Raw genomic sequence first — 16,323 nt, forward strand, 5'->3', positions numbered from 1 at the left:
TTAAATCGTCTTTGGTTTAATGTTCTCTATTCTTCAAGCTGACAGGCAAGTAATGCTGTTTCAAAAGCCAACCAATCATGATTATGTTCGCTAATGATTTCAATACGGTTATCAATGCCCTCTTCACCAGACTTATAATTAAACTGATCAGGATTAAAGTTAAAAACTTTCCACCCTTGATCTGTGTTAAAAATTCCCTTTATTCGTAGCCAGTCTTGCTGTGCACATAATAAATCTAGCAAAGCATAAAACTCGAATTTCCAGCGTTTAGGCAACTTCCAACCAGCCACAATATAACCTTGTGCCGACTCGACATAATGATAAGGTAATTGCTGAATTTCCTTTACGACCTCTCTCTCACTCATTTGCTTTTGAAGTTTAAGTAAAGGTTGTATAGATCGCTCGATTAAACGAGCAGCGATGTCAATTTTATTTAACGCTAACTGACCATGTTCAATTTTAATCCACTCTTGGTGATAAGGCTGGTATTCGTCTTTTAATAGCTCAAGCGCCTGATTATCTTCAAAAGTCATTACATCGGTATGTGACACCACCACAATTTGAGCAGCTTTTAACTGATCTTCATAAAGGTTTTGTTTAACCCAATTGGTATCGTGCAAACGACTGCCATCAACCACCGTAATTAACGCTCGCATGGCTAAACTACTTTGCCAATGAGGTTCAGTCAGTTGGTCAAATAACTGAGAAGGATGCCCAAGCCCAGTCGGCTCAATAAACAGCCTGTCTGGCTTTTGTTCACTCAATAGACGGGCTAAAGCAATATGCATAGGTAATTGACTGCTACAACATAAACAACCACCTAATAGTTCTTTGACTGCATATCCTTCATCTTGAGGTAAGAGTTGTTGGTCTACTCCAATTTGCCCAAACTCATTCATTAATACAGCCCAAACCTCATTTTTAGGCTTTTGACTTAATAAATGCTGTAATAATGTGGTTTTTCCTGCCCCTAAAAAACCAGAAATAATATGGGTAGGAACAGTTTTTTGGGCAATCAATTTCACAAGCGGCTCAAGTCAACAAGGTTTAAAAACTAAGAAAGATATATCACTGTTTAAGTACCATGAAAATGATTTTTCACTTTGAAGATATATTTTTCAATTATCGGGCTAAAGCATCAAATATGTGACAGGCATCTCATCAATTATCTAAATTAACTTTTAATATCCACAATTCAAACGAAATATCCTATTCATCCATATTCACAATTCATGCCAAAGTGTTTTCTTTGCGTAACTAAACTGGTTTTTTTTCATTCAAAACGAAATATTTTTACACATTTTAAGGTGTAAATACGCCCTTAAACTTTACAGATTCCGCACATAAACGGGCCGTATATTTCATATTGTTAAGATAGCCGTAATAGATTGTTAAGTTAATTGATGTAATCCAAACCTCGGCTTAGCATGTGTCCTAGCTTAGTCATTCAGCCATGCAGGTTTCATGTATGTATGAACGATTAAGTTTAATTTATTTTTAAATGAAATTTAAGGATGCCATAAAATGAAATTAGCTAAAACTTTACTTGCTACTACACTCGCTTTAACTGCTGCTTCAACTTTCGCTGCTTCTAAGCACGACCAAGCACATAACACTGCTGGTGAAGAAAAAGTTGTTGTTTCAACTCAAGAACAAGCAAACACTGCAAATGCTGCATCTGACGCTGTAGGTTCAGCTTCTGAAGCTGCTCCTGCAACTCGTTAATTCTCTCAGCATTCTCCTCCAAGCTCAGAGATAATTTTACTGAAATGAAAAATGGACGCTGAATTTTAGTAAAGAAGAAAAAGGATCGAACCATGCTGCGGTTCGATCCTTTTTTTATGAAGATTTTTTGTACATGCTACAAGATGGATTGTGGTTTTCTTGAAGACGTAAAACCTTACGGTGCTCAGCTGCTTCAAAGCGGCAACGTTTCCACTCAGTATTGAGGTTTAATTGGGGTACTTCACATGGCTTACCCTGTTCATCAACAGCAACCATCGTGAAATAACAGCTATTGGTATGGCGCACTGTCCGCTTCTGGATATTTTGGGCTTCAACGCGAATACCGACTTCCATAGAAGTACGACCTACATGGTTCACACTTGCCAAAAAGGTGACCAATTCACCTACATAAATCGGTTCTTTAAAATTCACCTTATCTACAGATAAAGTCACCACGTAGCCACCCGAATAACGACTTGCGCAAGCGTAAGCAACTTGGTCTAGTAGTTTTAGAATCGTACCACCATGAACATTACCTGAAAAATTTGCCATATCAGGCGTCATCAAAACTGACATCGTCAATTCAGACTGATCATCAGTTGCTGTGGTCATTTCATCTAATGTAGGCATAGCTCAACTCTGTCTTAAAACAAGCTCAGTCAACATTATGGTTGATAATTCACAAAAAAAACATGCTTAAATCCACAACATAGCATTGTATTTTTTAATATCTTTGATTGTTTTTTAAAATTTAATTTTTTAAGGCACTATTTTTAAAGTTATTTTTTAATGCTACTTTTATTTATCTTAGAGTTTTTTAGAAGATGCTATGCCATTTTATTCCATGTTCAATGGCATAGCAGGTTCTTATGAGTGACTTGCTAAACTTTATTAATGACGCCTGTCACACCATTAATAATCATATCAATGGCGATCGTACCGATTAATAAAGCAGATAAACGCCCGACAATATCAAAATAACGGTCAATATGTTTGGCATGTTTATAGCGTAAATGATCATGTGAAAATTTCATCAAAATCAAAATGCTGCAAGTTAAAAACAAGGTGAAGGCAATCACTAGAGCTGCCTCACCAATTGACATTTCAATCCCTGTGACCACAGCCGCACTAATGGTGCCCGGGCCGATCATAAATGGCATGGCAATGGTGCCAGCCAGATGTTCTGGTGCCCCACGCATTTCACCAATGGTATCGGCACCCTGAAACACATAGCGATAGCCAATCACCAAAAAGATGAGGCCTCCAAAGATCTGAAAGGCTTCAAAACGTACATTCAGATATTTACTAAAAATTGTTTCGCCGCCCCATGCAAATAGCATGAACACGACAAAAGCAATTAAACTGCCCTGAATCAGTGCTTTATTAAACACCTTAGCTTCTGAATGGCGGATTAAGCCAATCATATAAATGCTCATTAAAAAAGGATTGAGCAATGAGAAAAATAAAGCAAAAGAATGTAGATAAGGAGAAGCCATGCATTTTCCTCTTAAGCTTGTGGATCTGGGAACAATGGACGATTCCCTGGGCTAATACGATTAATATGTAAGAACGTCATATGTCTTTCATATTTATCTAAAATATCGTTAATGACCTGTTCTTTACTGTAGCCAACCAGATCGTTATCTTGAGAGCCATCATAAAGATAGGTTTCAAGTCGGAAATAGAACTGTTTGCCTCGTTTTACACGCTGGCTAAAGTTCGGCGCGCTATAGCGTACAGGCCAGATCTGATAAACAAAGTTTTGCTCTTCTTCCAAGTGGATAGTGAGATCTAGATGGTAAAGCGTATCTTCATCTTCTAACGGTGTTTGCTGCACATCTACATTCATACCCTGCTTAACAAGCTCATCGGCAACAGCCTGAACAGCTGGCAAACACACCGTATCTAGCATGCGCTGTGTTTCAGTAGTTCCCGGATGATGCATGACTCGAGTTAAACGTTGTTTCCAGTTCAGAATATCAACGTTCCCTACCACTGGCGCTGCATTCATACTGCGACTAGCATGCCTGTAATCTTCAAGTCTGAGCGACTTATAAAGTCCAGCCATCACAAGGAACATCACAAAACTAAACGGCAACCCCATAATAATCGTTGCGTTTTGCAAGGCGGTAATGCCGTTGGTCATGAGCATCGCTAATGTGAGCAAACCAATCGCCACTGCCCAAAACACGCTTAACCAACGTGGAGCATCATTATCGATATTAGTAAGTTTAGTCGTGAAGTTACCTAAAACCAGCGCTCCCGAATCGGCAGAAGTCACGTAGAACAAAAGCCCTGTTACGGTGGCAATTGAAGCAATAAAAGTAAAGCCCGGATATTGCGCTAACAGGTCATAAAAACCATGAGCCGGATTTGCTAACACCGTCGCTGCTAAGGTTTGGTTGCCTTCAAAAATAACGCTGTGCAATGCGCTATTACCAAAAATGGATAACCACGTGAGTGTAAATAGAAGTGGAATAATTAAGGTACCGCATACAAACTCACGAATAGTACGCCCTCTTGAGATACGTGCCAGAAAGAGTCCTACAAATGGAGACCAAGCAATCCACCACGCCCAGAAGAAGAAAGTCCAACTGCTCATCCATTCTTTAGGCTGTTCAAAAGCAAAACTTTGTAATGCTAAAGCAGGGAAACGAGTTAAATAATCACCAATATTTTGCACAAGAGCATTGAGTAAAAACTCAGTATTTCCTAAGAATAAAATAAACAGCAATAACCCGACCGAAACATAAATATTAATTTCAGATAAAATCCGCAAGCCTTTATTGACCCCAGATGTCACCGAAATAACACTAATACCCACCGCAACAGCAATCAGGATAAATTGCATCCAGATATTTTCTGGTAATCCCAACAACACATGTAGGCCATAATTCAGCTGTACTACCCCAATCCCACAGGTCGTCGCAATACCAAAAATTGTCCCAATCACGGCAGCCGTATCAACACTATGCCCAATTGCCCCATTGATTCTTTGTCCAAAGATTGGATAGAGAGCAGAACGAATAGTCAGTGGCAAATTATAACGATAGCTGAAATATCCCAATGACATACCAATCAAGGCATACATACACCAGCCAGTTAAACCATAGTGAAACAAGGTCCACACCATACTTTGGCGCGCTGCTTCATAGGTTTGACCTACTCCGACCGGAGGCTGCATGTAATGAGATAGTGGTTCAGCGACCGAGAAGAACATGAGGTCGATACCAATACCCGCCGAAAACAGCATGGCGGACCAACTAAGTAAACTAAATTCAGGTTTTGAATGCTTAGGTCCTAATTTGATACTGCCATATCTTGAGCAGGCAATAAAAATCACGAAGGCCATATAGAGCGTTGCTGCCAGCAGATAATACCAACCAAAGGTTGAAGTTACCCACTGAAGTACGGCGTTCATGACTCGATTTGCAAAATCGTTGAACAAAAACGTGACGAGAGAAAAAATTAAAATAAGTACAGCTGAAAAATAAAAAACCACACGGTTGAGCGGGTCTTTTTTAGATTTAGATAATGTTAAATCATCAACTGCTCTTGGATTATCTGTTGCCATACAATCCTCAAGGAATAAAATAAAAACAAAATATTTAATTTCGTCTTTTCACTCTTATTTAAAACAATGAAAAGACGACTTTAAACGCAAAAAATAATATATAGATGTGATCGATTGAGGTTATAAAACCTCGGTCACTTTATTCTGGTCACAATTCGATGGGACCGAAATGTCTTTTGAAACAGCTAACTGTTTTTTCACTAATTGAGGGTCAAAATCATCTTGCTTTAACGCTTTGGCTAAACCAAACATATAGAGCAAAATAATCACTGAAAATGGTAAACCACATAACACCACAGCACTTTGCATGGAGTTAAAACTACCGGCTAAAAGCAAGCCAATACTTACAATGGTAATTACCACAGACCAAAAGACGCGTAACCAGATCGGTGAATCACTATCATTGGTGCCCCCTTTTGAGGACAAATTAGCGATCATTAGTGTACCAGAGCCAACCGGTGTCAAAAATAAAACGAAACAAATCACAACAACAATACCGGCAACGTAAGGATTAAACGGCAGATATTCCAGTAATTTAAATAAAGATAAAGCTGGATCAGTTAAGACCATATCACCCAAAACTTTCTGTTTTTGCTGCAAGATTAAATAAATTGCAGTATTTCCAAAAACCGAGATCCAAGCCAACGTAAAGCCAAGTGGAATCAGGCACACACCTAATACAACTTCGCGGATGGTACGTCCTTTTGAAATGCGCGCAATAAACATGCCGACAAAAGGTGCCCAAGCAATCCACCATGCCCAATAAAACACGGTCCACGAACCCAACCAGCCACTGGCTTTTTGGTTGTATAAATACATATCAAAGCTTTTACCCATAAAATTATTAAGGTAATCACCGGTATTTTGCACAAGACCATTTAATAAATGGTTTGTCGGACCTGTTAAGAATACAAATAAAAGTAAGGCATACAGCAGACGTAAATTAATACGCGACAACCACGCTAAACCTTTTTCAATACCCACCACGGTTGTGATGGTTGCAACAAACATCATGATGAGAACAGCAGTAATTAAGGTTGCAGAATTATCAGGAATTTGAGGAAGTAAATAACAAATGCCCGATACCAGCACCAACGCTCCAATTCCCAAGTTGGTGACCAAGGAAATAACTGTCGCTAAAATTCCAAAGCCATCGACAAAATCACCCACTAAGCCATGCACTCGCTCTCCAAAAATTGGGTAGAGTGCTGAACGCAGTGCTAATGGCAAGTTTTGTCTAAAAGCAAAGTAACCTAAAGTAACTCCAAGCAAAGCATAAAGTACCCAGCCATGAATCCCCCAATGCAAAAAGCTATAAGTCATCGCATTACGGGCTGCCTGAATCGTTCCTGCCTCGCCTTCTGGCGGTCTTAAAAAATGGTCAACAGGTTCGGCCACACCATAATAAAGTAGCGCAATACCAATCCCTGCCGAGAACAACATTGAAGTCCAAGCGAGATAAGTGAACTCAGGTTTGTCGTCATCTTTACCTAAAGGAATCTGTCCTACCTTTGAAAAAGCAAGCCAAGCGACAAAGCCCAAGCACAGCACAATAACCAGCATGTAATACCACCCAAAAAAGTGATTTACCTGCTCTTGTACATAAGTTAGCCAAAACTGACTTTTTTCTGGAAACAGCACAAAAAGTAGGCCAAAAATGCCAATACTGATGGCTGAACTCCAAAATACGAAACGATTTAACCGAATATGGTCTGAAGAATATCTATCACTTTTCAACACCATCTTATTGCTCCTTGCAATCGGTGTATTTTTCTCAAAATAACGTGATAAGTACTGTACTTATGCGCATCATCCTATCCTTAAGAACCTTTGATTTCACCTCTTTATTCCAGAAGTTATCTTCAAAAATTCATTGATTTTTACATATCATACTTGTTATTGATTGAACGTTCAATCAATAACAAGTATGATAAAAAAGTGCTATGATGCTCTGCAAGTTAACATGTTGAATTTTAAGCACCCCTAAAAAGTGCTGATGTGGACAACCATGACAAAACGCAGAGTAAAACCAGAACATGTGCGACGTGAAGAAATCATGAACGCTGCACTCGACGTAATTTATGAAGTGGGGTTATCCAATACCACCATTGCACAAATTGCAAAAAAAGCCGAGTTGTCGACCGGCATTGTCAGCCATTATTTTGGTGACAAACAAGGGTTGATAAATACCTGTATGCAAGAAATGTTAAATGTTCTGCGTCGTAAAACCGAACAGTACAGAGCAGAAGCAGATTCGCATCCAGAGAGCCAGATTAAGGCCATCATCGACTCTAACTTTGACATTAGTCAGGTTAATGAAAAAGCAATGCGGGTTTGGTTAGACTTTTGGTCAGCAAGTATGCATGTACCAGACTTAAGCCGCTTGCAAAAGATTAATGATCAACGCCTGTACTCTAACTTGAAGTTTTATTTCCTCAAGTTAATGAATGAACAACAGGCCAGTGTTGCCGCTAGAGGGTTGGCAGCATTGATTGATGGATTATGGTTACGAGGCAGTTTAAGCCGTCATAACGAATTTGACAGCAACCTTGCCCGTTCCATTGCTTACGATTATGTACAAACGCAATTGCAATTTGCGAACAAGCCTTTGCAGGAGAGACAAAATGAGTGATGCACAAGTTCATCAACTGTATATCCATGGACGCTACGTTAACGCAACCAGTGGAAAAACATTTAATAGTATTAACCCTGCCAACGGCGAGACCATCGCGACTCTTCAACAAGCTTCTGAACAAGATATTGAAGCTGCTGTACAAAGTGCCCAACAAGGACAAAAAATCTGGGCTGCCATGACTGCCATGGAACGTTCACGTATTTTACGTCGTGCTGTCGACATTCTTCGTGAACGAAATGATGAGCTTGCCCGTCTTGAAACTCTCGACACAGGTAAAGCCTATAGCGAAACATCGACAGTTGATATTGTGACTGGCGCAGATGTACTCGAATATTACGCAGGACTTGCAACAGCCATTCAAGGTGAACAAGTTCCACTTCGCGAATCAAGTTTCTTTTATACACGCCGTGAACCTTTAGGCGTAGTTGCCGGTATTGGTGCTTGGAACTATCCAATTCAAATTGCTTTATGGAAATCTGCCCCTGCCCTTGCTGCCGGCAATGCCATGATTTTCAAACCTAGTGAAACTACCCCTCTTACTGCATTTAAACTTGCAGAAATCTATACAGAAGCTGGTGTACCAGACGGCGTATTCAACGTAGTTCAAGGGCCAGGCCGTGAAATTGGTCAGTGGCTCACTGAACATCCTGTGATTGAAAAAATCTCATTCACTGGCGGTGTGGAAACCGGCAAAAAAGTTATGGCAAGCGCTGCTGGCTCTACGCTGAAAGAAGTGACCATGGAACTCGGTGGTAAGTCACCACTCATTATTTGTGAAGATGCCGATCTGAACCGTGCAGCAGATATTGCCGTCATGGCGAACTTCTTTAGCTCAGGTCAGGTATGTACCAACGGTACGCGTGTTTTTGTTCCGAAATCTCTTTTAGCCGATTTTGAAAAAGCGGTTGTAGAGCGTGTACAACGTATTCGCATTGGCGACCCAATGGCTGAAGACACAAACTTCGGACCGCTCACTAGCTTCCCTCATATGGAAAAAGTGTTGTCTTTCATTGAGTCAGGCAAACAACAAGGCGCTAAAGTGTTAATTGGCGGTGGCCGCGCAACTGAGGGCGAACTTGCCAAAGGCGCTTATGTGCTCCCGACTGTATTTAGCGACTGCACCGACCAGATGGCCATTGTTCAAGAAGAAATTTTTGGACCTGTCATGAGCATCTTAAGCTATGAAACCGAAGAAGAAGTCATCCGCCGTGCTAACGACACGACCTTTGGTTTAGCTGCTGGCGTTGTTACTCAAGACATCAGCCGCGCTCATCGCATTATTCACCAAATTGAAGCTGGTATTTGCTGGATTAACACTTGGGGCGAATCGCCTGCAGAAATGCCAGTCGGTGGCTACAAACAATCTGGTGTAGGCCGTGAAAATGGTTTAACCACGCTTGGGCACTATACCCGTATCAAATCTATTCAAGTTGAACTTGGCGATTATCAAAGCATTTTTTAATGCCCCAATCGCTCTAAACACTTCAACCTAAATCACATATGCCGAGCAGTCTTTATAGATTGCTCAGGCAAACTGTTAGTAAAAAAAGGATAGTTATGAATATTAAAGAATATGATTACATTATTATTGGCGCAGGATCTGCCGGAAATGTACTCGCTGCGCGTCTTACTGAAGACAAAGATACCACCGTTTTATTATTAGAAGCGGGCGGACCAGATTATCGCTTGGATTTCCGTACACAAATGCCGGCAGCTTTGGCCTACCCTCTTCAAGGCCGCCGCTATAACTGGGCTTATTTAACTGATCCTGAGCCACACATGAATAACCGCCGTATGGAATGTGGTCGTGGTAAAGGTTTAGGTGGTTCATCTTTAATTAATGGCATGTGCTATATCCGCGGTAATGCCATGGATTTAGAGCAATGGTCAACTCTTAAGGGCCTTGAAAACTGGTCTTATGCTGACTGTTTGCCTTACTACAAAAAAGCCGAAACGCGTGACATTGGTGAAAATGACTACCATGGCGGCAATGGCCCCGTATCCGTTGCAACACCTAAAAATGGCAACAATGTATTGTTCCATGCCATGGTTGAAGCTGGTGTACAAGCAGGTTACCCACGTACTGATGACTTAAATGGTTACCAACAAGAAGGCTTTGGTCCAATGGACCGTACGGTTACCCCAAAAGGACGTCGCTCAAGCACTGCACGTGGCTATTTGGATATGGCAAAAGGCCGTCCAAACCTGACCATTCTGACTCATGCTACGACCAATAAAATCTTGTTTAATCAAAAGCAAGCGATTGGTGTCGAATATATTATTGGTGCTGATCAAAACAACTTACAACGTGCATTGGTTAAACGCGAAGTGTTACTGTGTGCAGGCGCAATTGCTTCACCACAAATTTTACAGCGCTCAGGTGTAGGTCAAAGTACTTTCTTGAAATCAATGGACATTGATGTGGTTCATGATTTACCGGGCGTAGGTGAAAACCTGCAAGACCATTTGGAAATGTACTTACAGTATAAATGTAAGCAACCCGTTTCTTTATACCCTGCTTTAAAATGGTATAACCAACCTGCGATTGGTGCCGAGTGGTTATTTAATGGTACAGGTATTGGTGCAAGTAACCAGTTTGAAGCAGGCGGATTTATCCGTAGTTCGGATGAGTTTACATGGCCAAATATCCAGTACCATTTCTTGCCGGTTGCCATTAACTACAACGGTAGTAATGCAGTGAAAGAACATGGTTTCCAAGCACACGTAGGTTCAATGCGTTCGCCTTCACGTGGTCGTATCAAACTTAAATCGAAGGATCCGTTTGAGCATCCAAGTATCTTGTTTAACTACATGTCGACTGAACAAGACTGGCGCGAGTTCCGTGATGCAATTCGTATTACTCGTGAAATCATGCAGCAACCCGCACTTGACCCATATCGTGGTGAAGAAATTAGCCCGGGCAAACATTTGCAAACCGATGCAGAGCTTGACGACTTTGTTCGTAACCATGCAGAAACCGCTTACCATCCGTCTTGTAGCTGTAAGATGGGCGAAGACGAAATGGCTGTTGTAGATGGTCAAGGTCGCGTACACGGTATGCATGGTTTGCGTGTAGTCGATGCCTCAATCATGCCGCTCATTATTACCGGTAACTTAAACGCAACCACCATTATGATTGCCGAGAAAATTGCAGACCAAATTCGTGGACGTGAAGCGTTACCACGTTCAACTGCACCGTTCTATGTAGCATCATAAAACCTTAAAGGGCATATTTCTTATACAGAGATATGCCCTTAATTTAAATCTATAGAGCCAATATTAATAAGAACGATGTATGACAGAAAATAAGCACTTACCAGCAGCTTATTTACATAAATATGGTGTGAAATAAAAATTAATCGATTTTTATAGGGAAATATTCTTCAAATGATTCAACTTTAAGCAAATTAAAATTATTAATTTAATTTCAATTATTTACATAAAAATAGTAAGCTTAAATTATCTTTTTAAAGCTCAACTTGGCTAAATATAAATCATATTTATGATTTTGATGAACCCCATTTATTATAAAAATTGTCTTGTCAATGCAAAATTAGTCTAAAATATAGTGTGTTTGCGATAATCCCAATTCATTTTTATTTTTTTGAAGTTCTCTAATTTTGAGAATTTACTTTCGCATTTATATCCATTTTGTCTGGATACGCTGTCTAGGTTTCCTCACACCTTAAGTGACTCAAATAACTTATTTTAAGGTCCCCCTTATATGAAAAAGTTTTTGAAATACCTTCTGGTATTAATCATTCTTATTCTAATTGCAGGTATTGCGTTCTTGTTTAGACCGACAACGTCAAAACAAGTTGAAACTGCAAAAGATGAACCCGTTGTTGATGCTGTTCTTGTTGGCGGCGGCATCATGAGTGCCACTCTCGGTACTTATTTGACTGAGCTTGAACCAAACTGGCAAATTCGTATGTACGAACGTCTTGACCAAGTTGCTCAAGAAAGTTCAAACGGCTTTAACAATGCCGGAACAGGCCACTCTGGCTTTATGGAAATGAACTATACCGAAGAGAAAAACGGTAAGATGGAAATTGCCAAAGCTGAAAAAGTTGCTTCTCAATTTGAAGTTGCTAAACAGTTCTGGTCACATCAGGTAAAACAAGGCGTTTTAGCTGAACCAAAATCATTCATTAACCCGGTTCCGCACATTGCTTTCGTTTGGGGCGATAACGTTCAATTCTTAGAAAAACGTTATGCAGCCATGATCCAAAGCCCGTTGTTTAAAGGTATGAAATTTACTGAAGACCCAGCTGTGATTAAACAATGGGCCCCTTTAGTGATGAATGATCGTGACCCTAGTCAAAAAGTTGCAGCAACTCGTATGGATGTTGGCTCTGACGTTAACTATGGTTCAATCACTAAACAATTAGTGAGTCATTTAAATCAAAATCCTAATTTCAAATTACAGACTTCAACTGAAGTGACTGGCATCAGCCAAAATGATGACAAAACTTGGACTGTGTCTTTCAAAAATTTGAAAACTGGTAAAGTAGATCACGTTAAAACACGTTTTGTATTTATCGGTGCAGGCGGTGCAGCAGTTAAATTATTGCAACTTACTGGTTTACCAGAAGCTAAACAATATGCTGGCTTCCCTGTTGGCGGTGAGTTCTTAATTACGGACAACCCAAAAATTACTGCTGAACACACAGCAAAAGTTTATGGCCGTGCTGAATTAGGTGCGCCTCCAATGTCTGTACCACATATTGATACGCGTTATATTGACGGTAAAAAATATGTATTGTTTGGCCCATTTGCAACCTATTCAAACAAGTTCCTGAAAAATGGTTCTCAGCTTGATTTACTTGCATCAACAAACAAAAGCAACGTTTTACCAATGACCACTGTTGGCTTAGAAAACCTTGATCTTGTTAAATACTTGGTCAGCCAAGTCATGATGTCAGATGAAGACCGTCTCAATGAACTTCGTAAATACTACCCAGATGCGAAAGCTGAAGACTGGCGTTTAAGCCAAGGTGGTCAACGTGTTCAGATCATCAAAAAAGAACCAGGTAAACCTGCAACACTTCAGTTCGGTACAGAAATCTTTGCGTCTAAAGATGGTGCTGTAACTGCATTGTTAGGTGCGTCTCCGGGTGCTTCGACTTCTCCATACATTATGCTTAACTTACTTGAAAAAGCTTTCCCTGAGCAAACTGAAGGTAAGTGGAATCAAAAGCTTCATGAAATTGTAGTGTCTTACAAACAAGACTTAAGCAAAGACCCTGTATTACTCGACAAAGTTCGCCAGTACACAAGTTCTACGCTTGGCTTGAACTATACATCTCCGTTCAAAGCGGCAAACGATGAAACTGCTACTGCCCCAGTTGCAAAAGCAAACTAAGTTTGACGGTGTATAAATAAAATATCAAAAGGATGAATTTCGATTCGTCCTTTTGTTTTTTAAGCTCCAACTTGAGATATTTAGATTCGCTATGACCCATTTAAACTTATCATCTCGCCTCTTATCATTTGGTTTTAAGCTGGTGCTTGTTTTGCTACTGGTTTATCTTTTGGTAAGCGGGTTTTATATGTGGATGATTGGCGGTACAGCGATTTATGTCAGCTCAGCCGTGTTATTTGTCATAACAGCTTATGCATCTAAGCTCGGTAAATATCAAAAGCTATGTTCTGTTTTAAATCTGCTGATGAGTGCAGTGGCATTATATTTCAGTACTGCTCATTTATTTTTCTCGCCTGTTCAATTCTTTATATTTTTACCTGCCCTATTTTTTGTTTTATTGACTTTTGCTCGCCTAGAAAAAGTTCGTGGCTTATCTAAATTTTTAATATTCATTAGTTTATTGATTTGGTCAGGCATACATTTTACGCAGCTTGAGCAACTTAATGACTATTATAAAACGCAGCACACAGGTGAAAGTTGGCAGCAATATGGCGCGCTATAAAATCGTTTTTATTCTAGATTTTCAATTAAAGATATTTTCATTTTCACATGAAGTTCATCAGTAAAACTGAACATCATCTACAGAAATCCTCTTAAGAAAAATTATTCATAACAATCTAATTTATTTAGAAATGTATCGAGCATATTCGCGATTGAACACAATTCATCTACACGTTAGATTAGCTGAATTATTTTTCTCCCTTTATGTTGTAATTTATGAAGATTTTAGATGGCGGTTTAGGCCGTGAATTAGCCCGCCGTGGCGCTCCGTTTCGTCAACCAGAGTGGTCTGCGCTTGCACTGATTGAAGCACCTGAAACAGTAAAAGAAGTACATCTCGATTTTATCAATGCTGGTTCAGAAGTGATTACGACTAACAACTATGCTGTTGTGCCATTTCATATTGGACAAGAACGCTTTGAAACTGACGGCGAGCGTTTAATTAAAGTTGCCATCGAACAAGCAAAAAATGCAGTTAAAGAAAGCGGCAAAAATGTCAAAATTGCAGGCTGCTTACCACCGCTATTTGGTTCTTACCGTGCAGACTTGTTCCAACCTGAACAGGCTAAAAACCTTGCTGAGCCAATCATTAATACATTGGCACCAGAGGTTGATTTTTGGTTAGCTGAAACTCAATCGTGCTTAAAAGAAGTAGAAACAGTGCATGCCTTATTACCACAAGATGGTAAGGACTATTGGGTATCTTTCACGCTGCAAGACGAAATCAAACATGAGCAAGCACTACTTCGCTCAGGCGAAAACATGCAACAAGTGGCTGATTTCATCAAACAATCAAATGCCAAAGCTGTATTGTTTAACTGCTGCCAACCCGAAGTAATCTTGCAAGCGATTAATGAAATTAAAGGACTTATTCCAGAGTCTGTACAAATTGGTGCTTATGCCAATGCTTTTCCACCGCAAGATGAGAGTGCTACTGCCAACGATGGTCTGGATGAAATTCGTAAAGACTTAGACGCTCCAGCTTATCTTGCATTTGCTAAGCAATGGCAGAAAGCAGGTGCAAGTCTAGTCGGCGGTTGCTGTGGCATTGGTCCAGAACACATTGCTGAACTTTCTCAATTTTTTAAAGAATAAATACCATGTCTGCTGCCAAAATTGGACTATTGTCTCTTACAGCGCTGGTCTTTAGTTCTATGGTGGGGTCAGGCGTATTTAGCCTACCCCAAAATATGGCTCAAGTCGCTAACGGCTCTGCCCTTCTTGTTGCATGGCTCATTACTGGGGTCGGCATTATTTTCTTGGCTCTCACGCTATTACATTTAACCCGTCAACGACCAGATCTAGATGGCGGTATTTATAACTATGCGCGCGAAGGCTTTGGAGACCTGATTGGGTTTTGCTCGGCTTGGGGCTATTGGTTGTGTACCACCATTGGTATTGTGGGTTATGTGGTGATTGCCTTTTCAGGCGTCGGCATGTTTACCGATAGCAAAGACCATATTATTTTTGGTGAAGGCAATACGCTCTACTCGCTCATTGGCTCAAGCATTTTTGTATGGCTGGTGCACTGGTTAGTGAGCCGAGGTATTAAAGAAGCTGCGATTGTGAATTTACTGGCAACGATTGCCAAAATTATTCCAATGGTGGTTTTCATCTTCTTTACCTTCATTGCATTTAAGTTTGATTTGTTCAAACTCAACCTACATGACTTTTCTTTGCAAGTTCCACTTTGGCAACAAGTAAAAGACCTGATGCTCATTACCCTTTGGGTATTTACTGGTATTGAAGGTGCTGTAGTTTTATCATCACGTGCAAAAAAACGTCATGATATTGGAAAAGCGACCATTTTAGGTGTGTTACTAGCGTTAAGTTTTTATGTCATGGTCACTGTATTGGCTTATGGCGTAGTGAGCCGTGAAGCGCTTGCAGGCATGCACAACCCATCAATGGCGACCATTTTGCAGCAACTGATCGGCTTGCCAGGTACCATCATTATTACCATCGGGCTGATTATTTCCGTTGCATCGTCTTATTTAAGTTGGACTTTATTTGCAACTGAAATTCCATATTTAGCAGCAAAAAATGGTGCATTCCCTAAATTATTTTTAAAGAATAATCAGAACAATGTACCTATTTCATCCCTTTGGCTGACAACGCTTGTCGTGCAAGGCTCACTCATTGCCGTGTATTTTTTCAATAAAAACTACACTCAGCTTTTATTGATTTCATCGGTCATGATTTTGCTACCTTATTTTCTGGTGTCAGCTTTTTACCTTAAAGAATCCATTCGCCATAAACGCATGCCGCATATTGCGATTGCAAGTGTCGCTTCAATCTATGCGCTTTGGTTGCTCTATGCAGCAGGTTTAGTCTTACTTATGTTGTCTGGCGTGTTGTATTTGGTGGGCTTGGTTATCTTTTCAATCAGTTATTTTGAGCACAAAAAATCCCTCAAACAAAACCAGCTTAATTAATTATTTTAACCACTGTTGAATCATTTCA

General features: G+C 40.1%; 13 protein-coding genes. 8 read left to right on the plus strand and 5 right to left on the minus strand.

Going from position 1 to position 16,323, the window contains the following annotated elements:
* Positions 1–26: 26 nt before the first annotated feature.
* Positions 27–1,025 carry a CobW family GTP-binding protein gene (locus AWW73_RS07550; RefSeq protein ID WP_062849280.1) on the minus strand — a complete coding sequence of 333 codons (999 nt, stop codon included), beginning with the start codon at positions 1,023–1,025 and terminating at the stop codon, positions 27–29.
* A gap of 499 nt (positions 1,026–1,524) precedes the next feature.
* On the opposite strand from AWW73_RS07550, the gene AWW73_RS07555 reads away from it, so the two are divergent.
* The gene (locus AWW73_RS07555; RefSeq protein WP_000761577.1) at positions 1,525–1,725 is read left to right on the plus strand and encodes a hypothetical protein; all 201 of its coding nucleotides are present in this window, start codon (positions 1,525–1,527) and stop codon (positions 1,723–1,725) included.
* A gap of 114 nt (positions 1,726–1,839) precedes the next feature.
* On the opposite strand, the gene AWW73_RS07560 is transcribed toward AWW73_RS07555, so the two are convergent.
* From AWW73_RS07560 to AWW73_RS07575, 4 genes are all read right to left on the minus strand, one after another.
* Positions 1,840–2,355 carry an acyl-CoA thioesterase gene (locus tag AWW73_RS07560; protein WP_031947615.1) on the minus strand — a complete coding sequence of 172 codons (516 nt, stop codon included), beginning with the start codon at positions 2,353–2,355 and terminating at the stop codon, positions 1,840–1,842.
* A gap of 251 nt (positions 2,356–2,606) precedes the next feature.
* Complete coding sequence (locus AWW73_RS07565; protein WP_002117499.1) at positions 2,607–3,221, minus strand: MarC family protein; 615 nt, start codon at positions 3,219–3,221, stop codon at positions 2,607–2,609.
* Positions 3,222–3,232: 11 nt separating this feature from the next.
* Complete coding sequence (locus tag AWW73_RS07570; protein WP_031947614.1) at positions 3,233–5,299, minus strand: choline transporter; 2,067 nt, start codon at positions 5,297–5,299, stop codon at positions 3,233–3,235.
* 120 nt (positions 5,300–5,419) lie between these two features.
* Complete coding sequence (locus tag AWW73_RS07575) at positions 5,420–7,042, minus strand: BCCT family transporter (protein WP_061875625.1); 1,623 nt, start codon at positions 7,040–7,042, stop codon at positions 5,420–5,422.
* 265 nt (positions 7,043–7,307) lie between these two features.
* On the opposite strand from AWW73_RS07575, the gene betI reads away from it, so the two are divergent.
* From betI to AWW73_RS07610, 7 genes are all read left to right on the plus strand, one after another.
* Positions 7,308–7,931 (plus strand): transcriptional regulator BetI, encoded by a 624-nt coding sequence (betI, locus tag AWW73_RS07580; RefSeq protein WP_016141953.1) that lies wholly within the window; start codon positions 7,308–7,310, stop codon positions 7,929–7,931.
* Entirely contained in the window at positions 7,924–9,396 is a 1,473-nt protein-coding gene (gene betB, locus AWW73_RS07585; RefSeq protein ID WP_062849281.1) for a betaine-aldehyde dehydrogenase, read from the plus strand. Before betI ends, betB begins: the two co-directional genes overlap by 8 nt.
* A gap of 95 nt (positions 9,397–9,491) precedes the next feature.
* On the plus strand, positions 9,492–11,150 hold the full coding sequence (betA, locus tag AWW73_RS07590) for a choline dehydrogenase (protein WP_062849282.1): 1,659 nt from the start codon (positions 9,492–9,494) through the stop codon (positions 11,148–11,150).
* Positions 11,151–11,658: 508 nt separating this feature from the next.
* Positions 11,659–13,299, plus strand: a complete 1,641-nt coding sequence (mqo, locus tag AWW73_RS07595; RefSeq protein WP_062849283.1) for a malate dehydrogenase (quinone) — start codon at positions 11,659–11,661, stop codon at positions 13,297–13,299.
* A 91-nt stretch (positions 13,300–13,390) separates the two neighbouring features.
* Positions 13,391–13,861: a hypothetical protein gene (locus tag AWW73_RS07600; RefSeq protein ID WP_062849284.1), complete on the plus strand. Its 471-nt coding sequence runs from the start codon at positions 13,391–13,393 to the stop codon at positions 13,859–13,861.
* Between the two features lie 215 nt (positions 13,862–14,076).
* On the plus strand, positions 14,077–14,955 hold the full coding sequence (locus AWW73_RS07605; RefSeq protein ID WP_062849285.1) for a homocysteine S-methyltransferase family protein: 879 nt from the start codon (positions 14,077–14,079) through the stop codon (positions 14,953–14,955).
* 5 nt (positions 14,956–14,960) lie between these two features.
* Complete coding sequence (locus AWW73_RS07610; protein ID WP_062849286.1) at positions 14,961–16,295, plus strand: basic amino acid/polyamine antiporter; 1,335 nt, start codon at positions 14,961–14,963, stop codon at positions 16,293–16,295.
* Positions 16,296–16,323: the final 28 nt, after the last annotated feature.

Origin of the sequence: Acinetobacter lactucae (genome assembly GCF_001605885.1) — a bacterium.
Lineage (GTDB): Bacteria > Pseudomonadota > Gammaproteobacteria > Pseudomonadales > Moraxellaceae > Acinetobacter > Acinetobacter lactucae.